The sequence below is a fragment of the Nocardia sp. PE-7 genome (assembly GCF_030486425.1).
GTDB classification, from domain to species: Bacteria; Actinomycetota; Actinomycetes; order Mycobacteriales; family Mycobacteriaceae; genus Nocardia; species Nocardia salmonicida_A.
The window spans coordinates 3,612,648-3,632,866 of the sequence record NZ_CP129614.1; the positions used below are offsets into that span (position 1 = coordinate 3,612,648).

Annotated in this window: 20 protein-coding genes; 9 read left to right on the forward strand and 11 right to left on the reverse strand. The window is 64.5% G+C overall.

Annotation, left to right across the window (positions count from 1 at the left end; translation table 11 throughout):
- Positions 1 to 256: 256 nt before the first annotated feature.
- A complete protein-coding gene (locus QX204_RS17070) occupies positions 257 to 1,078 on the forward strand; it encodes a hypothetical protein (RefSeq protein WP_301907865.1) in 822 nt (273 codons plus the stop codon).
- Positions 1,079 to 1,201: 123 nt separating this feature from the next.
- Here the strand turns inward: QX204_RS17070 and QX204_RS17075 are convergent, their stop codons facing one another.
- From QX204_RS17075 to QX204_RS17085, 3 genes are all read right to left on the reverse strand, one after another.
- Entirely contained in the window at positions 1,202 to 1,618 is a 417-nt protein-coding gene (locus QX204_RS17075) for a hypothetical protein (RefSeq protein ID WP_301907866.1), read from the reverse strand.
- Between the two features lie 938 nt (positions 1,619 to 2,556).
- Positions 2,557 to 2,790, reverse strand: coding sequence for a hypothetical protein (locus QX204_RS17080; RefSeq protein WP_301907867.1), 234 nt, complete (start codon positions 2,788 to 2,790; stop codon positions 2,557 to 2,559).
- A gap of 255 nt (positions 2,791 to 3,045) precedes the next feature.
- Positions 3,046 to 3,363 carry a GYD domain-containing protein gene (locus tag QX204_RS17085; RefSeq protein WP_301906878.1) on the reverse strand — a complete coding sequence of 106 codons (318 nt, stop codon included), beginning with the start codon at positions 3,361 to 3,363 and terminating at the stop codon, positions 3,046 to 3,048.
- 456 nt (positions 3,364 to 3,819) lie between these two features.
- On the opposite strand from QX204_RS17085, the gene QX204_RS17090 reads away from it, so the two are divergent.
- Both QX204_RS17090 and QX204_RS17095 read left to right on the forward strand, forming a co-directional pair.
- Positions 3,820 to 5,871, forward strand: a complete 2,052-nt coding sequence (locus tag QX204_RS17090) for a CocE/NonD family hydrolase (RefSeq protein ID WP_301907868.1) — start codon at positions 3,820 to 3,822, stop codon at positions 5,869 to 5,871.
- Positions 5,872 to 6,542: 671 nt separating this feature from the next.
- Positions 6,543 to 7,379 carry a metal-dependent hydrolase gene (locus QX204_RS17095; RefSeq protein WP_301907869.1) on the forward strand — a complete coding sequence of 279 codons (837 nt, stop codon included), beginning with the start codon at positions 6,543 to 6,545 and terminating at the stop codon, positions 7,377 to 7,379.
- Between the two features lie 7 nt (positions 7,380 to 7,386).
- Here QX204_RS17095 and QX204_RS17100 read toward each other — a convergent pair whose 3' ends face one another.
- Positions 7,387 to 7,743 carry a transposase gene (locus QX204_RS17100; protein ID WP_301907870.1) on the reverse strand — a complete coding sequence of 119 codons (357 nt, stop codon included), beginning with the start codon at positions 7,741 to 7,743 and terminating at the stop codon, positions 7,387 to 7,389.
- 231 nt (positions 7,744 to 7,974) lie between these two features.
- On the opposite strand from QX204_RS17100, the gene QX204_RS17105 reads away from it, so the two are divergent.
- Positions 7,975 to 8,334, forward strand: a complete 360-nt coding sequence (locus tag QX204_RS17105; RefSeq protein ID WP_301907871.1) for a MerR family transcriptional regulator — start codon at positions 7,975 to 7,977, stop codon at positions 8,332 to 8,334.
- Positions 8,335 to 8,725: 391 nt separating this feature from the next.
- Here the strand turns inward: QX204_RS17105 and QX204_RS17110 are convergent, their stop codons facing one another.
- A complete protein-coding gene (locus tag QX204_RS17110) occupies positions 8,726 to 9,046 on the reverse strand; it encodes a hypothetical protein (protein WP_301907872.1) in 321 nt (106 codons plus the stop codon).
- Between the two features lie 372 nt (positions 9,047 to 9,418).
- Between QX204_RS17110 and QX204_RS17115 the strand changes: the two genes are divergently transcribed.
- Positions 9,419 to 10,477 (forward strand): hypothetical protein, encoded by a 1,059-nt coding sequence (locus QX204_RS17115; RefSeq protein WP_301907873.1) that lies wholly within the window; start codon positions 9,419 to 9,421, stop codon positions 10,475 to 10,477.
- A gap of 154 nt (positions 10,478 to 10,631) precedes the next feature.
- Here the strand turns inward: QX204_RS17115 and QX204_RS17120 are convergent, their stop codons facing one another.
- The 4 genes from QX204_RS17120 to QX204_RS17135 form a co-directional block, all read right to left on the reverse strand.
- Positions 10,632 to 11,138 (reverse strand): DUF4188 domain-containing protein, encoded by a 507-nt coding sequence (locus tag QX204_RS17120; RefSeq protein WP_301907874.1) that lies wholly within the window; start codon positions 11,136 to 11,138, stop codon positions 10,632 to 10,634.
- Positions 11,125 to 11,694: a hypothetical protein gene (locus tag QX204_RS17125; protein ID WP_301907875.1), complete on the reverse strand. Its 570-nt coding sequence runs from the start codon at positions 11,692 to 11,694 to the stop codon at positions 11,125 to 11,127. The genes QX204_RS17120 and QX204_RS17125 overlap by 14 nt, the downstream gene beginning before the upstream one ends.
- A 281-nt stretch (positions 11,695 to 11,975) precedes the next feature.
- Positions 11,976 to 13,496, reverse strand: coding sequence for a class I adenylate-forming enzyme family protein (locus QX204_RS17130; protein ID WP_301907876.1), 1,521 nt, complete (start codon positions 13,494 to 13,496; stop codon positions 11,976 to 11,978).
- Positions 13,493 to 14,416 (reverse strand): alpha/beta hydrolase, encoded by a 924-nt coding sequence (locus QX204_RS17135; RefSeq protein WP_301907877.1) that lies wholly within the window; start codon positions 14,414 to 14,416, stop codon positions 13,493 to 13,495. Before QX204_RS17135 ends, QX204_RS17130 begins: the two co-directional genes overlap by 4 nt.
- 113 nt (positions 14,417 to 14,529) lie before the next feature.
- On the opposite strand from QX204_RS17135, the gene QX204_RS17140 reads away from it, so the two are divergent.
- Positions 14,530 to 15,147, forward strand: coding sequence for a TetR/AcrR family transcriptional regulator (locus tag QX204_RS17140; RefSeq protein WP_301907878.1), 618 nt, complete (start codon positions 14,530 to 14,532; stop codon positions 15,145 to 15,147).
- Between the two features lie 59 nt (positions 15,148 to 15,206).
- Here QX204_RS17140 and QX204_RS17145 read toward each other — a convergent pair whose 3' ends face one another.
- Both QX204_RS17145 and QX204_RS17150 read right to left on the reverse strand, forming a co-directional pair.
- The gene (locus tag QX204_RS17145; protein ID WP_301907879.1) at positions 15,207 to 15,635 is read right to left on the reverse strand and encodes an SCP2 sterol-binding domain-containing protein; all 429 of its coding nucleotides are present in this window, start codon (positions 15,633 to 15,635) and stop codon (positions 15,207 to 15,209) included.
- A 49-nt stretch (positions 15,636 to 15,684) separates the two neighbouring features.
- The gene (locus tag QX204_RS17150) at positions 15,685 to 16,149 is read right to left on the reverse strand and encodes a tautomerase family protein (RefSeq protein WP_301907880.1); all 465 of its coding nucleotides are present in this window, start codon (positions 16,147 to 16,149) and stop codon (positions 15,685 to 15,687) included.
- Between the two features lie 91 nt (positions 16,150 to 16,240).
- On the opposite strand from QX204_RS17150, the gene QX204_RS17155 reads away from it, so the two are divergent.
- The 3 genes from QX204_RS17155 to QX204_RS17165 all read left to right on the forward strand — a co-directional run bounded on the left by QX204_RS17155 (position 16,241) and on the right by QX204_RS17165 (position 20,070).
- Positions 16,241 to 17,143 (forward strand): MBL fold metallo-hydrolase, encoded by a 903-nt coding sequence (locus tag QX204_RS17155; RefSeq protein WP_301907881.1) that lies wholly within the window; start codon positions 16,241 to 16,243, stop codon positions 17,141 to 17,143.
- A gap of 1,021 nt (positions 17,144 to 18,164) precedes the next feature.
- Positions 18,165 to 18,974, forward strand: a complete 810-nt coding sequence (locus QX204_RS17160) for a thioesterase family protein (protein WP_301907882.1) — start codon at positions 18,165 to 18,167, stop codon at positions 18,972 to 18,974.
- A gap of 283 nt (positions 18,975 to 19,257) precedes the next feature.
- Entirely contained in the window at positions 19,258 to 20,070 is an 813-nt protein-coding gene (locus tag QX204_RS17165; RefSeq protein WP_301908024.1) for an oxidoreductase, read from the forward strand.
- Positions 20,071 to 20,219 lie beyond the last annotated feature (149 nt).

Consider the following 20,219-nt stretch of genomic DNA (forward strand, 5'->3'; position numbering starts at 1 on the left):
GTCCTGGAGTCTCTCGGTTCGCATCGCCGTGCTCGATGTCACCGACGACGATGACCACCTACGCCACGAGCAAGCCTGGAGTGGCTGCCCTTGCCGATGGCTCGCACTCGGAACGCATTGCCGGCGCGCATATCTCACTGATCTGCCTGGCTGCGTCCGCTCGGTTCAGAACCAGACCTTCCGACCTGATGAACGCGGGTCGGCTCGTATTCTCGTGGTCGTGCCGTCACCTCTCCAAGACACGCTTTTCTTGCTCATGATGGAACCCGAGCGCTCCGAACCACTTCGCCGCGCCACCGCCTCACTCCCGCGCGGTCTCGCCGAATTCTTCTCGATCGTGGGCGAGATCCCGCTCGGCCAGGACGGTTTCCCCCGCACCGTGTGGAACGAGGGCAACGGCGACCGACCAGTGATCGGCGAGCTGAACGACCACTCGTGGACGGTCGGCCTACCCGCTCTGCTCGCGGACTACTGGGCCGCCGAGATCACCCCGCTCGCCGCTTTCATGAAGCCGACCACCGAATTACCACCGAACCCGCCTGCCGAATCGTTGCGTCTGCTGTTCACCAACGAGACTCGCGACGGCCGCGCCTATGTCGAACTCGACGGCAGCGACGATCCCCCGGTCCACGAATATCTCGCGTCATCCGGCTGGGCCACCCCGTCGCGCCCATTTTCCGCGTGGCTGTTCACGCTGTTCGCCGACGCCTACGTCTCGCACGCCTGGGCCCCGCTCTCCTTCTGGGGCCCCGACGCCGACCTCACACGCTCTGCCGAAAGCGCACCCCTGCAACTGTTCAAATCCGGCCTGTGGCTTCGTGCCCGCGGTCCACTCTCCGACGACGCCCGCGTCACCGTGTCCGCCGCGTTCCCCGAACACGAAGTCCGGCCGTTCGACGACGCGAACCTCGAACAGTTCGTCGACGTCGACGCCGCGATCTGGATCGTCGGCGAGCACTGGTGGTTATGGGCCGACGACGCGGCCGCACTCGCCCGCGTCGCCGAAATCGCCCGCGCCACCGGCGAACTCGAAACCCTCATCGCGGATACTCCCGAAGGCCGCGCCGTGCTCGGGTGATCGCCGGACCATGGCGACGAACTCGTCATCGCCCGGCTCTCACGCCCGTTCCGATCGGTTCGGCACAGGACCGAACTCGCCACCACCTTCGACGCACGAGGCATCGATCTGTCGGAACCGATCTCAGTGCGTCACGGCGTCTGCGGACCGGTCACCGAAGGGACGTCGCCAGCTGCGGCGTGCGCTCGCACTACGCGGTGTCTTCGCGAGCACGGTCCCCTTCTCCTTCGGTTCGGCCGAAGGACGGAAGATCCGCCCGCTCGTGCCGGTGCGACGGGCGAGCCGAAGATCGGCCTTGATCTCACGCAGGCGCTGCGACGAACGATGCGCGCCGGCGATGAGCATGACCAGGCCGAGCATGCCGACGGCTCCGAGCCCGACTGCCCACAGGAACAACGTGCCCGACGTTGCGGTGATGTGGTAGCCGAGCAGGCTGAAGTCGTCGCTGAGCATGTGGGCGGGTCCGCTGTTACTCAGAACGCCCGCCGTACCGATCACCACCGCGGCGATGAGCAGGACCAAGCCGAAAAATACAATCATGACAGTCTCCGAATTCGGTTACACCGGTATACGCGTGGTGCCGCCCGCCCGCCGACCGCGTGCGAGTCGAGCCGATGAGCGGACCGACGATCGTGATGCTTCGCTGCGCAACGACCGAGCGTCACCGCCCTTCACTCCGTGGAATACCCCGATCCGAGCGGGCGACGCAGCTGCCGGGGCGCGATCGTCGACATGTCACCGCCGGCGATCGGAAGGCCGGTCCCCGAAAGCCTCACCGCGGGTCCGCGATTCGAGTTGCTACCGGCAGGGTGCCTCTCTCGTTCCCGCCGCGCACCTTCGCTCCTGCGTACTTGCCGACACAGCCCTCGCACTGAACCTCGAACAATTCCAAGCCCGCGGAATTTTAGCGGCATGCACCGATTCGTTGTGGAATGTGCTGTCACACAACGACTTATTCGCCGACGTCGAGGCGGGCATCGACAGCAGCGGGTCGATGCCGCTGTGAATGTTCAGCGAGCACAGCAAGACCGTGCTCGTCGACCCCCAGGGCGAAGGCACCTGGACGGTTGCCATGCTGAAAGGCGCCATGAGCCGATACCGAGGCACCGAGCAAGGCGATCGTCTGCCTTGGTGGCGTCCCTCGTTGAGGAACCTGGGTATCCATGCTGGCGCACGTGCGCTGCATCGGGGGAGGTGGCGCCCGTGCTCGGTGTGCTACTCGATGAACGCCTCGCGTGCCTTGTGGCCGAACACTGGCGTGGAGTCGCACCTCGTTATGACAGGCCGGCCTGCACCTACCGAGCCGGGATCGGCATGGCTCTCACGGTCGAATGGCTGAAGCTATTGGGAGACATGCCCTGGAGCAGCGAATGGTGGCTCGTCCGACGCCGGCGCCAGTGGCCAGCATCGAGCAGCGCCTGTGGTGGTCATTCCGTTCGCGGGCCCGCAGATCGTCCGACGGGCCCGCCTTGTCGATGTCAGACGCAGTGCGCGGGCGGTGCCGGGCTCCAACTGCCGATGCAGCCCGCAGCGATATACGCGAGGAGATCGATTACGGCCGAGCCGGTCTGTAGGACGACCGGTTCGGCTGCGGCCGTGCGGCTGATGGTGGCCTGCGTCGGTGTTTCGGGCATGGCGATGGCGAGTCCGGTGGAGGCGGCGCCGAACGCGGCGACCGCGATGGCGAGGGCAGCAAAGCGTTTCACGAGCATGCGCTCGAGCCTAGTGTGAAACATGGCTATTTAGACATGGATCGAAACCCCCTGCTTTCGGGGGGTTTCGACGGATCGATCTGATTATCGTTGTCCACACGCGCTGGGTCAGGGCACCGAAAAAAGGCGACACCACCATGGAATACGCACAGTGACCGTTCCGGCGAGTCTCGATCGCTCGCGATCAGTTGACGGCTACGGAGAGCGTCGGCTTGTCGCCGCGCGTCCGGGCCCGAGCGGCGACTACGGCGGAAGTTATGCCGGCGGCCGATAGGTCACTTCTCTAGCTACCGCTTCGTCGATCTGCTCGGCAGTCAGCAAACCCACTGTGTGCGATACAGCCGCACCAGCAGCCGCGGTACGAATCGCGAGCGCTGCGGCTGAGACATCGTCCGGCACATCGCCGATAACGTAGAGGTCATCCTCGCCGAATGCGAAGTAACAAGCTTCTACTCGGCCACCGACACTCTCCACCATCTCGGTGATAGCCGCACGGCGGGCACTGCCGCCCTCGGCAAGGAGGCCTTGCGCTCCCTCTTGGAGATAGCTGACCCGCCACATGTATTTCGGCATACCTACCAGCCTCCGCTGCTCAGGGCGATCTCGGCGAGACCGACCATACGGGCTCCCACCGAGAGACCATCCAGGGCACAGACACCGTCGTCGCTTCGATGCGGCAACGTAACAACGGCGGCATCCGAGACCCTGAGCGCTGGCTACGAGACCCCGACGGTTTTGCAGCCGAGCCCGTGTCCGAGCTACCCAACTACCACCCTCAGCCGTTGATGCGCCATGGACGTGCGTGGTCGCAGCACTTCGTCCTTTCGGCTGCCGACGATCACTAATGGTGAGTGTGTGTTCTTCACACTGTTCCCAGTCTTTGGTGGGCACATGCTGGTTCTTTGCTCTGCCTTTCGGGTATATGTTGACAGTCATTCTGAAGCTGATGGACAGTCCGGCTCTCCTTACCGAACAGTAGGTTCGGTATACTCCTGCCGTTCCTTCCGTCCGAGAGGTGGATCACGTCCGATGAAGTACAAGTTGCGTGTGGCGGTGGCCACGTTGGCCACCATCGTGTCCGTACCGTTCCTCAGTTCCGGCGCCGCCGCGACGCCCGCGCCTACTGGTCCCGACGGCGGCGCGGCGGGAGCGTCCTGGATGGCGACCCAAGACGCCGCGCAGCAGTACCCGAACGTGTTCATCGAGTGGGACGTGCCCATCACCATGAGTGACGGGACGGTGCTGAAGGGCAACGTCTACCGGCCCGCCGACGCCTCCGGCCGCCCGATCGAGACCCGCACACCGACGGTGGTCAACCTGACCCCGTACACCAAGCTGGTCTCCAACCTCGCCGACCACGTGAGCGCCGTGCCCGGCCTGTCCGACGCGCTGATGGACGCGCTGCGCCGCTTCGACCTCTCCGGCACCCCCCTGTCCGGCGTCACCGACCTGACCAAGGCGTTCGGCGGCGGCGAACTGCGCAACTTCTCCGTGGACCGCCAGCTGATCAAAGCCGGCTACACCCAGGTCGTCGTCGACGTGCGCGGCACCGGCTTCTCCCAGGGCGAATGGAATCTGCTGCGGGCCCGCGAACAGCAGGACACCGTCGAGGTCATCGACTGGGCCGCAGTCCAGCCATGGTCCGACGGCAATATCGGCATGAGCGGCATCTCCTACTCGGCGATCAACCAGGTGCAGGCGGCCGCCAAGCAGCCTGCCGCACTCAAGGCGATCTTCCCGATCGTCCCCGGCAGCGACCTGATCAACGACGTGCTCGCGCCCGGCGGCGGCTTCGGCTTCAACTTCATCCCGCTGTGGCTGACCGCGGTCAACGCCCTCAAGTGGCTCCCGGACGCTCAGTCCATCGCCGACGGTCGCTTCGACCAGCAGTGGCTCGCCGACCGCGCCGCCTCGCCGCTGACGTTCATGGACGTCTTCCTCAGCGGCTACACCTCGACCCAGATGGCGGACGCAGACCCGCGCCTGCGGGATCTACTCAGCGCGAGTAGCCCGGCACGCCAGGAGTACCTGGCCGATCCGAGCGCCATCCGGGTGCCGACCTTCGTGGTCGGCGGCTGGCACGACCTGTTCACCTACTCCGAATCCAAGATCTACAACCAGATCCCGCTGCCCGCGGGCCAGAAGCAGCTGCTCATGGGCAACACCTACCACCTGAACTCGGGCAACGAGTACGGCAAGCCGGGGCTGCCCCCGCGCCTGGACGTGCTCCAGCGCGCCTGGTTCGACAAGTGGCTCAAGGGCATCGACAACGGCATCGACAGCTTCGGACCGGTCACCCTGCGTCAGCAGGGCGGCGGTTGGATCACCGCCAACGGCTTCGGTGACAGCGCCACGGGCGTCGATCGGGCCACCCACCGCCGGATGTACCTGTCCGCGGCGGCCAGCGGCACCGCAGCGAGCCTGCACGACGGCTCGCTGCGCCCCGAGCCCGTCACCGACGGCGACCGGCTGACCGTCGCTCCCGGCCTGAGCACGGTGTGCTCCAACGACGCGGCCCAGGGCACCGCTGGCGTGCTCTCGATCATCGACGGCTGCGCCAAGGACTCGCGAGTCGCCGAGACCAACGCGTTGACCTTCACGAGCGCGCCGGTGGCCGAGGCGACGTCGATCTCGGGTCCGATCGCGGTGCGGCTCAACACCGTGCAGGACGCCGAGGACGGCTACTGGACGGTGACGGTGAACGACGTCGCCCCCGATGGGCAGTCCTCGGTACTGACCTCGGGGCAGCTCATGGCCTCGCTGCGGCAGGTGGACGACACCAACAGCACCCGCTCGGCCAACGGCGACTACACCGACCCCCGACCGTTCACCTCGCTGGACCACCGGCAGCCGGCGGTCCCGGGTGAGGCGACCACCCTCGACATCACCTTGTCCGCCACCGAGGCGGTGCTGAAGCCGGGTCACCGGTTGCGGGTGGATGTGTTCGCGGGCAACTTCCCGAAGGGTCTGCCGGTGCTGCCGATGCTTGTCGACACCGGCCTGCGTCCCCAGCACGTGCAGTTGGACCCGAACCGGCCGAGTTTCGTGAACGTGCCGCTGCGGGGCAACTCGGGCTGGTGATCCCACCCACCCTTTGGGATCGGGAAATGGTCTGAGCGAGGCCCGGTGCGCGCACCGGGCCTCGCTTTTCTTTCGAATCATCTTCACCGATTCCGCTGCTACCCGCGCCGATTCGCCCACTCCGAACCCGCGCGACCTACCTGGCACACACCTCGTCGATCGCTCGGCAGCCTGAGCCAACTATCTACACACACAACGCAATTCAGCGACCACGGCATCGACATGCCTGCTGACAGGCGGGCGCCCGCCCTACGGCTACCAACGTGTCGACTCACAAGACGCCGGCGAAGCCGAGCTCGACAACCCTGCTCCGCCGACAACGCTCCGGAATCAGTAACCGCTCCCGCGCCCACCTCGAACGCACCAGGCCGATCAACACCGCCAACACCTACCTCTACCGGGGCAAGATCTTGTCGGTGCGACCACCTACGCGCCCGCGTTGACACGGGTCGACGGGGACGCGGGCTCGCGTCGCGGGCGCCTGTTGCTCAACGCCTTGGAAGATCGCGGTCTGTCGGTGCGCGAAACGGCTGCGCACCGCCCTGATCGGGGCTGCCGCCCGCGACGGTCGAGTGCAGGGAGGCTCGGCATTTTCCGCCTGTGGGTGGATGTGGGGAGGAGTGCGCGCCGCTACCCTCCAGGAAACACTGTTTCATAGATTGGTTTCGATCATGGTCAAGAACGAGATCCCCGTACGGCGCATCCGGTTCGGCTACCCCGAGGCCAGTTCGGAACGGCACTTCGTCGACGGCGATCTGGTGATGAGCCATGCTGTCGCGTTCCTGTCCTCGGTATTTCCTGAGGGTGAGGATTTCTTCGTACGGTCGGTGCGGGAGTTCGACGCGCAGATCACCGATCCCGAACTGCGGCAACGCGTGAAGGGCTTCATCGGCCAGGAAGTCACCCATGGCCGCGAACACTCCGCGCTCAATGATCGGCTGCGCGCCATGGGCTACCCGATCGGTCGAGGCGAGCGGGCCACGCGTCGCTTCAACGCGGTGATGGGTCGTCGGTCGCCACACGCGCGCCTCGCCGTGACCGCCGCACTAGAGCACTTCACCGCCGTACTCGCCGAAACCCTACTGGCCGAACCACGTGCGCGCGCGCTCCTCGGCACCGGCGATGCGCGGCCGATCCTGCTGTGGCACGCGCTCGAGGAGTCCGAACACCGCAGTGTCGCCTTCGATGTCTATCGCGCCGTTGGCGGTTCGGAGCGAATCCGGATCCGGGCGATGCAAGTCCTGATGTTCACTTTCACGTTCAACACCGCCGTACACACCGTCCTCTCCCTCCTCGGCGACCGCGCGGCATACAACCCGCGGCGCCTCTTCGCCAGCCTGGCCGCGCTGCGCCACTCACCCTTTCTCGCGGCCGCCGTCCGCAGCCGCCTACTCGACTACCTGCGCCCCGGCTTCCACCCCGACGACGTCGACAACACCGCGCTGCTCGCCGACTGGAACCTCCGCCTCTTCGGCCCGGCAGGCGAACTCACCCCGTTGACTCGCTAGTGCCGCGTCAAGCAACGTTGGGTAGGTAATCCGGCCGCCGGATCTTCGAGCCGACCGCGAAGTCACGGATAGGTCCGGCGTGCTGGTTACGCCAGCGGATGTAGTCACCGATCACCGCGTCCTGCTCGGCGTGGCTGCGGTGGTCGGTCCCGTTCAACGCGAGGTACCGCGGCGCGGCGAACTCGCACTCGATGCGGTTCAGCCACGACGAATACGTCGGCAGGAACACCAACTCGACGTCGTTGTCCGCGCACCACGCTCGGACCTCGGCTCGCTTGTGGACCGAGTAGTTGTCGCAGATCAGATACAGTTTCTCGCCCGGCCAGCGAGCCCGCAACGACTTCAGAAACGACGGGAACTCCATCCATCGTTTCCGGTCAGCAAGTGCAGTACCGCAGGAAGAACCCGACGATCCAGGAGGTGGTTGGCCGCTGAGTAGACCTCTACTAGTTCCGCATCCTGGAAGTGCCGGATGCGAAGTCTCTTGACCGGGCCCCATTGCCGGTGAACGCAGTTGAACTCAATCCCCCAGTCGTAAATCAAGGCCCCGGCGCACAACGCGCCGGGCCTTGCGGCGTTGAACCCGAGAGTCCTTGTGCAGCACTCGAACACCCATCCCGCCGACGATGCCAGCACCTCGGACAAACTCGACGACGACACCTATCCCGCCTACAGCATGGGGCGCGCCGCGGAGATCCCCGGCGTCACCCCAGCGTTCCTGCGTGGCCTCGACACTGCCCGGCTACTGACTCCACAACGCTCCGAGGGCGGGCACCGCCGCTACTCGCGCTACCAATTGCGGATCACCGGACGTGTGCGCGAACTCGTCGATGCCGGTACCACCCTCGACGCGTCGTGCCGGATCGTGATCCTGGAAGATCAGCTCGCCGAAGCGCTGCGCATCAACACCGACCTGCAGCACGAACTCGACGACCGCGGCGACGATCCAGCGTAGGTCCGAACCGATCACGGCCCTTGGCGGGCTGTTCGGAAAACGAACTTGGTCTCAACCGGTCAGCGCATCACCGCCTTGCGCGGGTTGCCTTCGTACTCAACCGGCGCGGGTGTCCCAACTCCGCTGACGCCTCATCCGTATACGAACCACGCCCACAGCCTTGCTGAATTCCATATTACGAGTGCCAGACCGACGGCTCCGATAACCAGCCAGAATGTCGCCTCCTCGGCGCCGGGCGCTGTGAACCAATATGTCTCGGTGCCCGCGGTGATAGCGACGTCATGACCGCGCCACATCCTCAGTGTCGCCGCTTGTCCCTCCTGGGCGTTGCGGTACAGCTCGAGAGAGACCGCTTCGCTGCTTCGGGATCCATCGGGCCGTTGCCAAGTGATCATGAAGTCGGTCGTGATGTGGCTGATGGGAGTATCGCCGTCGCTCCGACTGGTCGTAGTTCTGATGTCTCGCCGACCACCAACACTTCGTGGCGTTCGAAGCAGTCCGGGCCGTCACCGCAGTGCTTGACGTGGTTGAACTCTTCGGTCTGGTTGAAGGCATCGGCAACATTTGCGACCGCGAGCACAACAAAGGCGATCCCGACACCGACGGCCAGCACCTGCCCGATGGTGCGCGCGAACGATTTCAACCGGTCGCGCCTGGTAGTCCACGTGTAAGACCCGTCAGAGTGATAGGTGCGACGACGGTCGTTGGACATCCGGGGGCCTGCCATTCTGTCGCCCCCGCGCGGTGCTCGCTGCTCAGGGAACTCGCTGCGCCCGAACATGTTCGGGCTCAACTCAAGGTTCCCTCTTCGACGTGGCACAGTCCAGCTCCGTAACCAACGTCGGGTTCGTGCGTCGAAGTATCGATCGGTTTACTGACACCTGACGTCGGAACGGGAAGCACCAGGATCGCTGCTGGCAGCGAAACCCTCGCCCGCATCGACTATTTGGGCAACAATCTATTCACGATGGGCAGCGGACACGATCACGAAATACCGGCTCCCGCGCGGCCCTGGAAGTGGGTTCTCACGCTGCCGGAGCGGCGCGCGCGGGAGTGGCGAGAGCGGCGGGAACGGGAGCGGCGCGTGCGGGAGGGTAGGTTGCTGCGCGAACTACTCGCCGCCGCCATCGTCGACACGCAAGCAACCCTGGACCGCAACCGAGTCCTCCTGCACATCGTGCCCTGGTACCAGCGCCGACTTCTCGCTCACATCGCCGCAAACCCCGTAGACGAGCTCGGCTATGACCTGTCGACGTGGCTGTGCCGCGTGCGAGATCGGTTAAACGACAACAGCGATCACCGCGCCGATGTGAAAACACAGCTCGCCCGCTACATCGCGCTGCGCATCGACTTCGACGGGACAGATGTCACCGCCAACCCCAGCCGTTACCACGACTTCTGGCGAGATCTGGCCTACGCGTTGGCCAATCACGACCGCGTCGTCGGCGGTCTGCACTGGGCCAATACCGTGGCGGTCGATCCGGCAGTCCTCACCGACGCCGCGTTTCTAGTCGGGCATTACCCTTTCGAGCCCGCATTGCGAACACGGCACGAAGAAGCCGATCTTGATCTGAAGCTGATTCGGCCACCGCGACGCCGCACCCTGGTGTCGTATCTGCGTGCTTCTCTCGCTGCGCACCCCCTCGAGACAGGATTGAGTATGAGCCTCACCGCGATCATGCTGGCCGCTGCCACGTCCGGCACTGGCGATCAGGGCCTGAACATCGCCGCTATCGCGGCGGCGGCGGTCCCGACAGTGGGGGCGGCGATGTCGGCGGTGCCGCGGTCGGAGTTGTCCGAGATCGCGAACACCAACCTGCGGCGCATGTTGTGGGCGGGGCAAGGTTTGGCGTTCGCGGCGGTGGCGGCGTTTGTGGTGTCGGTGGGTGTGGGTGTGTCGGGGTTGGTGTCCGACGCCGCGACTGTGTACACGGCGCTGAGCGGCGGCGTGTTGGGTGGGGTGTCGTTGATCGTGTCGGGCCGCACCAAGGACGCATTGAGCCTGGCGGTGCAGGTGGAGATGATCAACGCTATCGAGGACCCGCGCGAACGTGATCGTGTGCGTGCCAAGCTGGCGATGGCTTCGATCGACGGGACACGGCGGGTTCGCTCAATCCGACCACGCGGCACCAGCAGCAGTTGATGGGCATGTCGAGTGCGCGCAGCAACAACAGCAGTCGCGTAAGAAGCGTCGCCGCTCATCTCCCCTCCGGATCCGAGGCCGCGTAAATCCGGACATGACCGCCACGTTGGCGGTGAAGCCAGAGCCATGCCGATGATGTGTCGACCTCGCTTGGTTACCGCGTGTTGAAGCGGTCACGGGCAGTGGTCGGCCGCACCGGTACGTATTCGCCTGCAGAAGCCAGGAGGATGCGGGGCATGTTCGCGTAGATCGCCTCGTACTCGCCAGCTTTCACCCGAAACGTCTCGTGGAACACGCCGACGTTCCCGTTGAACGCAGTCCGCCGGAAGAACTCCGATTGTGCGGGTCGATGAAGAAGATCCTTGCTGTTGGCCCATGCCTCGAGTTCGTCGAAGGATCGCCAGAACTGGATGAAGACGGGAACACGCCAGTCGAAGGCCGACAGCATGGTGCGCGACTCCAAGAGCGGGGAATTCGGAAGCGCTTTTGCCTCTTTGACCATAGCGAAAGCTGCGCGCACGACCGGCACCCACTCGTCCACTCGCCAAAATTTGTTGATGCGCGCGCCGATGAAGAAGACCACGAAGTCGTCGGGATATTTCGCGGTGTACCGGGCAGCTTTGATTTCCTTCGCAGGGTTATTTTGCTTAAGGAAAGGCATGTGAATCTCCTGTCGTAGGCGCATGATTTACTTCCGTGCTACTTGACCAGACCAGCGCCGGGGACCTGGTCGCATATATCGAAAATTGCCACTCGACTGCAGTTTTGCGCAAAGTGGTATTCGTACCACGGTGGCACAAGTCGATGTAAGTCGCCGTTCCAAGGCAGGGGTAGTCGGCGGGATCGTCCGGCTCAGCGCTATCAGGATCACGCTGGTTCTGGATCGACGCGAAGACCACTCCCACCGGTTCGTCGTCAGCGAAGATGACCCAGTTGTGCTGTCTCCTCGACTTGCCGGGCCGAACTTCAGTGCCGGGGCGGACTCCGGGTTCGTAACCGAGTACGAAATCCGGCGCAACCTGCGCCGCGAACTCTTCGGCGCCAGCCCAGGCGCGGACCTTCGATCGGACAGCCTCCGCGCACTCGGTGAGGTAGCGCAATTCGACCATCGAGGCGACCGTACCGAACCAATCAACACCCCGGCCGCGCGCCGCCTCATATATTCCGTCGCACCACGTGCGCGCCCCTCGTCCAAGGGCAAAATCCGCTTCGATCACCGACTGTCCGGAGAATAACCCCAGGTCGCGCGTGTTCCCATCTTCGAAGTGCCACGCTGCGGGCTCAACGAAGATGGGAACACGATAGGACCTGCACCGGCGAACCGGCATCGCTAGATCGGATATGAATCCGCGATGACCAGCCGTTTTCCGGTTGCCCATGTTTTGTGTGTCCTGGCGGGGGCGCCGACCTCCACCTGCGTTTTCGCAGCCACGCCCACGAGCCCGAATACCAACGCGATCCCCCGAAATCACCGCTCACGAATCGACTGGATCCGGGTTCAGCCTTTGACCGGAGGACCCTTCGACACCTGGGAGTCGGACGCCATCGAACGGAGTTGGAGTTTGTCGATCTTGCCGACAGGATTGACGGGCAAGGCGGAAAGCACCCACATCGCAGCAGGTCGCTTGTACGGAGCCAACTGCGCTTCGCACAGACTCTCCAAAGCATCGACGGTGCGCGCCGGATCACCGTCGTGAACAGTGGTGATGAACGCAGCAACGATCTCGCCCCACTTCTCATCCGGCCTCCCGACGACCGCGACGTCGATGACGTCCGGATGACTTGCCAGGACGTCCTCGATCTCGCGCGGGTAGATGTTCTCGCCACCGCGGATGATCATGTCCTTGACTCGCCCGTCGATCACGAGATAACCGTCGGTGTCCAGGTGACCGAGGTCGCCGGTCTTCAACCAACCGTCCACGAGCGCGGCGCGGGTCTCCTCCGGCTTTCCGAGGTAGCCCGCCATGACGTTGGCGCCTCTGAGTTGAACCTCGCCCGTCAGCCCCGCGCCGAGGACCGCTCCGTCTCCGCCCACAATGCGGATCTCCTGGTCCGGCATGGGCAATCCCACCGTGCCGGGCTTTCGCAGCCCGTTCCACGGATTGACTGTGGACGCGCATGTTCCCTCGGACAGGCCGTAGCCCTCCACGACCGGGAAACCGAATCGACCCTCGAAGGCCTCCAGCAGCCCGTGGGGCGCGGGGGCTGCTCCACAGAGTCCGAAACGCAGTGACGACGTCTCGAGCGCTCCGAGGTCTGGGGCGTTGCACAGCATGGAGTAGATCGTCGGTACGCCGCTGAAGTATGTAGGTTGCGCCTTCGCGACCAGGCCGAAGAACGTGGCGAGGTCGAAACGTCCCGCGACGATCGTGCTCCCTCCGTAGAGCATGGGTGTCAGGACGCTGACGACGATTCCGTTGACGTGGAACAGAGGCAGGATCAGCAAGCTGCGATCGGCAGCGGTGATACCCAGGGAGTTGGCGCCCATTGTGGCCATGGCGAGGATGTTCTCGTGAGTGAGCATCACCCCCTTCGGCCGTCCGGTGGTGCCGCTGGTGTAGATCAAAAGGGCCAGCGAGTCGCCCTTCACCACCGGTTCACCACTCGCGTCGGCGCCGGGCGCGGGGGCGTCGCGCACGGCAATGACCGAGCGCCCGGAAGCCGGTGTCGACGCGTCCACGTCGACAACGACCGTGGCGCCGGAATCGTCGAGCTGGTATCGCAGCTCATGCTCCATCAGCCCCGGGTTGATCGGCGTCACCGTGCATCCGATGCGCCACGCGGCGAACAGGAAGACGATGAACTCCACACAGTTGGGGAGGCGCAGCGCCACGACGTCGCCGGGCTGAGCGCCGAGCTCACGGAGCTGAGCACCGGCGGCGACGACGCGGGCGAGCAGCTCGCGATTCGTCAAGACCCCGACCCCGTCGCCGATCGCCGGACCGTCCGGGTCCGTGTCCGCCCTGGCGTCACACAGTGCCGCGAAGTGGTTGGCCAGCGCAGGCACTCGAGACGTCATCGCAGGCCCTCCGGCGTCTGGGGCGACAGGTGCTTGGCGAGGAACTCCGACTGCTCGGCGACGAGCTGCTCGAACGGCTCACCCGTGTAGAAGTCGAAGTGTCCGGCCGCATAGGTCCGTACCACGCCGCGCGGAGCCCGGTGAGCGTACTTCAGCGTCGGACCGGCCGGGGCGACCGTGTCCGTGCTGCTGACACAGAAGAGGATAGGGATCTGGATCTTCTTCGTTCGGCGTCCCGGCCGATACCTGATCATGCGCGGGATCGCACGCGCCCTCGTGCTGTTGACGAAGGTTCCCCCCTCGGGCACGAGTGCCTGGTATCCGGGCAATGCGTCGGGCGCCGTCATGATGGCGACGTCGCCGTGCGCGCCTGCGAATGGGAGGCAGACCGGCTCTCGCCGGGTGGCGGTGGCGAGCAGGTCGCGGATAAACAGCCCCTGGAGCCGAAGGGACTCGCCGGGGCTGGTGCGAAGCGCCGTCAACAGCCCGTCAGTGAAGGGACACTGCGCGACGGCCGCGGCCAGCTCCGGGTGACGCGAGGCAATGGTGATCGCGTGGCCCCCGCCGAACGAGGTCCCCCAGATCGCGATGCGGCTGCCGTCGACGTCGTTACGGCTGCGTGCATGCGCGAGAACCTCTTCCCAGTCCTCCAGCTGGCCCTTCACATTCAGCTCCTGGCGATGGGTGCCACCGCTGTCGCCGAAATTGCGATAAGTGAAGGCGACGCTGGCGATCCCCCGGGCAGCGAATCGTTCTGCGTAGGCATCGAGGCGCATCTCGCGCGTCGCCCCCATGCCGTGTCCCATGACGACCACGGGAGGCCGCTGCACCCCAGAAGGCAGATACAGCCACGCCGTGCAGAAGCTGTCACCCACCGGAATGGTGATGGTCTGGCGATGGTAGGCGGTGTGCTTGGACATCATTGACCTTTCAGTTCAATAACCACGTTATATCAGTGTTTAGGCTGTGGCGCGGCCTATGGGAGAATGGCGACGTGACGACGATCGACACTCTCCCGGCACGCCGAGGCGCCTTGGTCGAGGCGGCCCTCCGCCTCTTGGGTGAATATGGACCGGGGGCCATCAAGGCCCGGGCAGTCACCGCCGAGGCCGACCTGACGACGATGGCGCTGTACTCGGCATTCGGCGGCATACCGGGGCTCATGACCGCTGTCGTCGAGGAAGGATTCGCGCGACTCGACTCGCGCATGCGCGGCATCGAACCCTCGGACGACTCCATCGCGGACCTGTTCTCCATGGCCATCGAGTGTCGGCGTTTCGCCATCGAGAACCCCCACCTCTACGACCTGATCTTCGGTCCCGAGAGCCGCGACGTAGCCCGCGGCAAGCTGCTGGCCGGGGATGCACTATCGACTGGAACAACCGCGTACCAACAGTCTTTCGCTACCTTGGCGAAAGCCTGCGACCGGGCCGTCGAGGCCGGTCGCGTGCGCTCGTCGAGCGGGCGCCACCTTGCTGCTCAGCTCTGGAGCCTCGTGCACGGTTACATCTCGCTGGAGCTCAGCGGGCACTTCGCGGGCTTCGCGGACCCCGTCGACGAGGTCTTGGTCCCACTAACCGTGAGTTTCATGACCGGCCAAGGCGATGACCCGGATCAGTCGATGTCATCCACCACGAAGACCAAGATCTGAGACCGACCGTTCGCCCGTGAGGCCGACGCTACCCGCGCGGCGACGTCGGCCTCTCGGCGTCAGGGCGAGGCCGGGCTCGGCTTCTTGACCAACAGATCCTCGCGGCCCGCTTCGATGACGGTCTGGATGTACAGCGGGAAGAGCTTGGTCGCGATCGGCAGGACCCGAACGATCAAGGTCTTCTTGCCCTGCACCCTCACCAGTCCACGGGTCATCGATGCAAGCATGTTCAGCTCGCCCTGCCAGAACAGGTTCGCGGCCATCGTGGACATGCGAAGTGTCGCATCGGCCTCCTCGTCGGCATTGCCCTCGCGCGCCTCCTGAGAAGCCATGTCGATGACGAGGACTCCGTCCGGGTCGGTGGTGATTACTTTCATAGTCCCTTGGATTCCGTTCATCCTGGCGAGGATTTCCTCGTCCGAGCGTGCGGCCTCGAAGGTGGAGCCGATAAAGCGAAACATCTCTGGGGCGGTGGGCTTGGTGGGCATGTCATTCCTTCTCGGGTTGGGAAACTGGATGGGTTCGTCGTGCGAGAGCTCAGGTCAACTGGTCTGCGAAAATCTCGGCATCCTCGCCCTGCCACGACGAAACCGCGTTGTCCTCGGCCCACTTCTTCTCGTGCTCGGATTCGGCCGGCGGCGGCACGAACCCCTGAGTTCGCCATAAATCGATCGGCGTCTCGTCGATGTGAATCTCCCAGTCGAACCCTCGATCCTTCGCGAACGGCTCGAGCGTCGCCTCGAACATCTCCATCGTCAGATCGCGCAGCTCCGGAGTGTCGAGCTGACGCGCAATGTGGTCGACGACCACACGGACGAAGTTGTCGGCCGGTTCGCCGCCGACCCAGATGGTGCCCGGTCGGCGCTCCTCGAAGACGACCACGACGTAGAAGCGCGGCAGCCCGGCCAGGTCGGCGTAGACGTCGGTGATGGCGTTGGACAAGGCCTCCTTGTCGGCGGTGTCGTACGCCCCTTCAGGGGCAAAGATCTGCCACATCGGCATGCTGGCTCATCTCCTTCAGTGACTTGCGACTCATCGTAAAACAAGGTTATAACATCATTATGATCGGCAACAGTCAACCACGGAGGAAGAAATGACGTCAGCTCAAAGCAATGCCACCTACCAACCCCCCGTTCGCGCCACGGTGTTCGTCGGCCGATGGCCACAGGTCCCCTTCGAGGAGATGCCCGAGATCATGCCGTCAGGCCTGTTCTCACCCACCACGGCGACGCTGATCAGCGGCGAGACCGAAGCCGTGTTGATCGATGCCCTCTACCTCAAGGAGGATGTGCGCGACCTCGGCGATCTGATCGAACGGACCGGCAAGAAGCTGACCACTATCTACGTGACACACGACCACCCTGACCACTACCTCGGGATCGGTCCGCTGCTCGAGCGCTTCCCCGAGGCCCGGTGCTTCGCACTGCCCCACGTCGTGGAATCCATGCACGAGACGATGGAGATCCAGGGCGACCAGTGGGAGCTGCTGTTCGGCGACATCTGCGTCGCCGGAGGGGTCTTCCCCGAACCTCTCGAGGGCAACACACTCGTGGTCGATGGGGCGGAGCTACGCGTCATCGAGGTCAAGCAAGCCGACATCCACCCGACCTCGATCGTCCATGTGCCCTCGATCGACCTCGTGGTTGCGGGCGACGCGATCTACAACGAGATCCATCCCATGCTCGGACTCTCGGGCCCCAAGGAGTGGGAGGACTGGCTCGAGACCATCGACCTCGTGGAAAGCCTTGCGCCCAAGATGATCGTGGCCGGTCATCGCCGTCCCGACGGGGATGACCGTGCTGTGGAGACGATGATCAGTCAGACTCGGAATTACATCCGCGACTTCGCGGATGCCTATGAAGGCGCGTCGTCTCCGACCGAGATCGTCGACGCCATGGTCGCGAAGTACCCACACCACGGCAATCTCTGGACACTGCAGTTCTCCGCCATCAACGTCTTGGCGTCGAACGACCTCGGAATCCAAGCCGAGAGCTAAGCAACCCGAGCTCGGTTCCGGCAGGACTGGTTCATTATTGAGAGGCCAGTTGGCTCAGGTCAACATCTCCCCGAGGAGGTCGTACAGGCCAGCAGACTCGCCCAACCGCATTGCGGGACCGCACCAGCCTCCGACCCACGTCCGGATCATCGAAGGCCTGCCGGATCGCGCGAGAGGGGTTTCACTGACAAGGTGTCCCTCTCGAACAGATGGAAGTTGACGTCGCAATCGACATCTTCGCCGCTCAGGAGGGCATTCTCGTTCTACGCCACGCTCGGGTGACCCAGCCTCGTCGGTGGATCAGGGCTTGCCCCTGATCCACCGGTGGTAATTCGGGAGCACTGTTTCGAGGTCGCTGTGGTGGGCGGGGACGACTGGGGTATGGGCGTCCGCCGGCCTGTACCGGTTCTTCCACTTGATCCTTGGTCGCGCCGTGCCGGCTGGTTGGTCAATTGGCGACCGGGGTGGGTGGCCCGGTGGCGAGGGCCCACAGCGCCTCCCATGCCAGGGCCCAAGGCCGGTCGCGTGACAGGTGCAGGGAGGCGTCGGGCGGTGGCCACGATCCGGGCGGGGATCTTGATGATCCTCTTGCGCAGGCTGGCCCAGCGCGGCTTGGCCGTACTGGCAGCGGCTGCGGCGGGCCCGATATCGAGCCCGCGAATACGGTAAACGGAACGCACCGGCAGCAGGCCGTGGATACGTTCCCGAGGAAGGGTCCGCAGCGGGATGACGGGCTCGGTCACCGCACCCTGCACCAGGGCGCCGAACAAGAGGCGGTCGAAGCGGCCGCTTCAGCGACACCGGCACGATCGACGAAGTCAGCGAAACGCATTGTGCTGCAAAATGCTTCGCGGACGATAGCATCGCAGTTCGCGACCCAACAATCCTTGGCGTTCTCACGACCGAGCAGTCGTCTGCGCGCCAGTGGCCCCTATCCGCCAACGCACCCTCGAGAGTCATACGCATACCCCAAGCCTAGGCTGACTATAGTTAGCTGATGCCAGGGTGCTACTGTTTCAAGATGGCAATCGACAGCGCTACTACGCCTCTCAGATCTGCTGCGGACTTCCTCACGGCTCGCCCAGATGGCCTCATGTCCGCCGACAAACACCTGTGGGGCTTCGGCGGACTCCATGGCGGACTCAGCCTCGCCTATGCCACGTCAGCAATGGGCGACCACGCCGGCGACAGGCCACTGCGTGCGGTCACAGCACACTTCCATTCGCCAGTCAGAAGCGACTTCGCTGTTACGACCGAGCAGATACGCGAAGGCCGCTCGGTGACAACGGTAAGCGCGGTCACCGCGACAGCTTCTGGAGTCAACCTCACTGCGACTGGCGTTTTCGGGATCGCCCAGCCACACGACTCTCCGAGCCTGGCGCCCCGGTTCCCTGATGTCAGAGGGCCATCTGACTGTGAACCGTTCGTCGTACCGCCCGATTTTCTTCCTGTCGCTGAACAAACCGAGGTCAGATTCGCTGGCGCGCACCGCCCTTACTCAGCGAGCGCCACGCCAGAACTTCTCGCTTGGGTTCGCTACGCCAACGCCGACACCACGCCGGACGTTTACCGACTAATCGTGTTGCTCGACGCAGTAGCACCGTCCTACTCGGTTCTCCTCGACCAACTCATTGCGATCCCCACTGTTGAATTCTCGGTCTATCCCAGCGGACGGCAGGTTCGTGTTCAATCTCCGTGGGTACTAGTGCGCGCCACAACTGAGATCGCTTCGTCGAGCGGATGGCTAGTTGAGACTCTTGATGCTTGGAGCGAGGATGGCACCCATCTCGCGGGCGCACGCCAACTCCGGGTCGCCGTCACCACCCACTAAGTCAGATACATATCCGCGTCGACACCGATATGGCAGCCGGGTCGACGCACCCGAAAACCACCCCGAACAGCGTCGCCGTACAAGCCTTGGACGGTATCGAGAACGATGCCTTCGAAGTCCTCGCAGACGAGCTCACCAGCAGGTCAAGGCGGGCCTCGGAGCAGACCCCGCCGCGCTGTATTCCCAGCTCGCTCGACAGTAGAAGTTCGCCCGACGGTAGGCGATGCGGAAACCAGGTCGCCGCACAGACGACCAATCGCGCATCCCTCGACTTTCAGGAGCCATCATGACAACTCAGCCTGTAGCCCTCGTAACGGGCGCTTCCTCCGGCATCGGCAAGTCCGCTGCCATCGCGCTGGCACAGCACGGTTTCCGCGTGTTCGGAACCGGCCGCGTCACTGCGCATCTCGCCCCGCTTGAGGGGGTGACATTCCTGGACCTCGATGTCACCGATGACGCCTCGGCGACCGCCGCGGTCGCCACGGTCATCGCGCAATCCGGGCGGCTCGATCTTCTGGTCAACAATGCTGGCATCGGATCGGCCGGTGCGGCCGAGGAAAACTCGGCTGCCCTGGCGCAGAATGTCTTCGACATCAACGTCTTCGGCGTCATCCGCATGACGAATGCGGCTTTGCCGCATATGCGTGCGCAGGGCAGCGGCCGCATCGTCAACCTGTCCTCCATTCTCGGGATCATTCCGCAGCCCTACATGGCCGTATACGCCGCGTCCAAGCACGCGGTCGAGGGCTACTCCGAATCTCTCGACCATGAGGTCCGCGAGTACGGCGTGCGGGTTCTGCTCGTCGAACCTGCCTTTACCAACACCGCATTCGACGCCAACACCGTGCAGCCCGACCAACCCCTCCATGCCTACGCACAGCAGCGACGGGTGTTCGAGGATTACGTGGCCGCTTCGATCAAGGCCGGTGACGACCCCGCCCTCGTCGCCAAGGCGATCGTGGCGGCAGCTACCGATACCAAGCCCAAACCGCGCTACCCTGTAGGGCGAAGCGCGCGGGTCAGCACCATGCGCCGCCTGGTCCCCGCTGGGATTTTCGACAAGCAGATCCGCAAACTCAACCGGCTGCCCGCGTGACGGCTTCGACCTTCGGCGCAAACCCGGCCCCCTCCGGGTGGCTATGAGGGAAGGTTGCTCGATCACGGTTCAATCGACAGTGCGAGCTCGGGGCGTTCGGCGTTGCGCGGCTGGGGAAGGACCGGATCAGGGGAACAGCAGATCGGGTA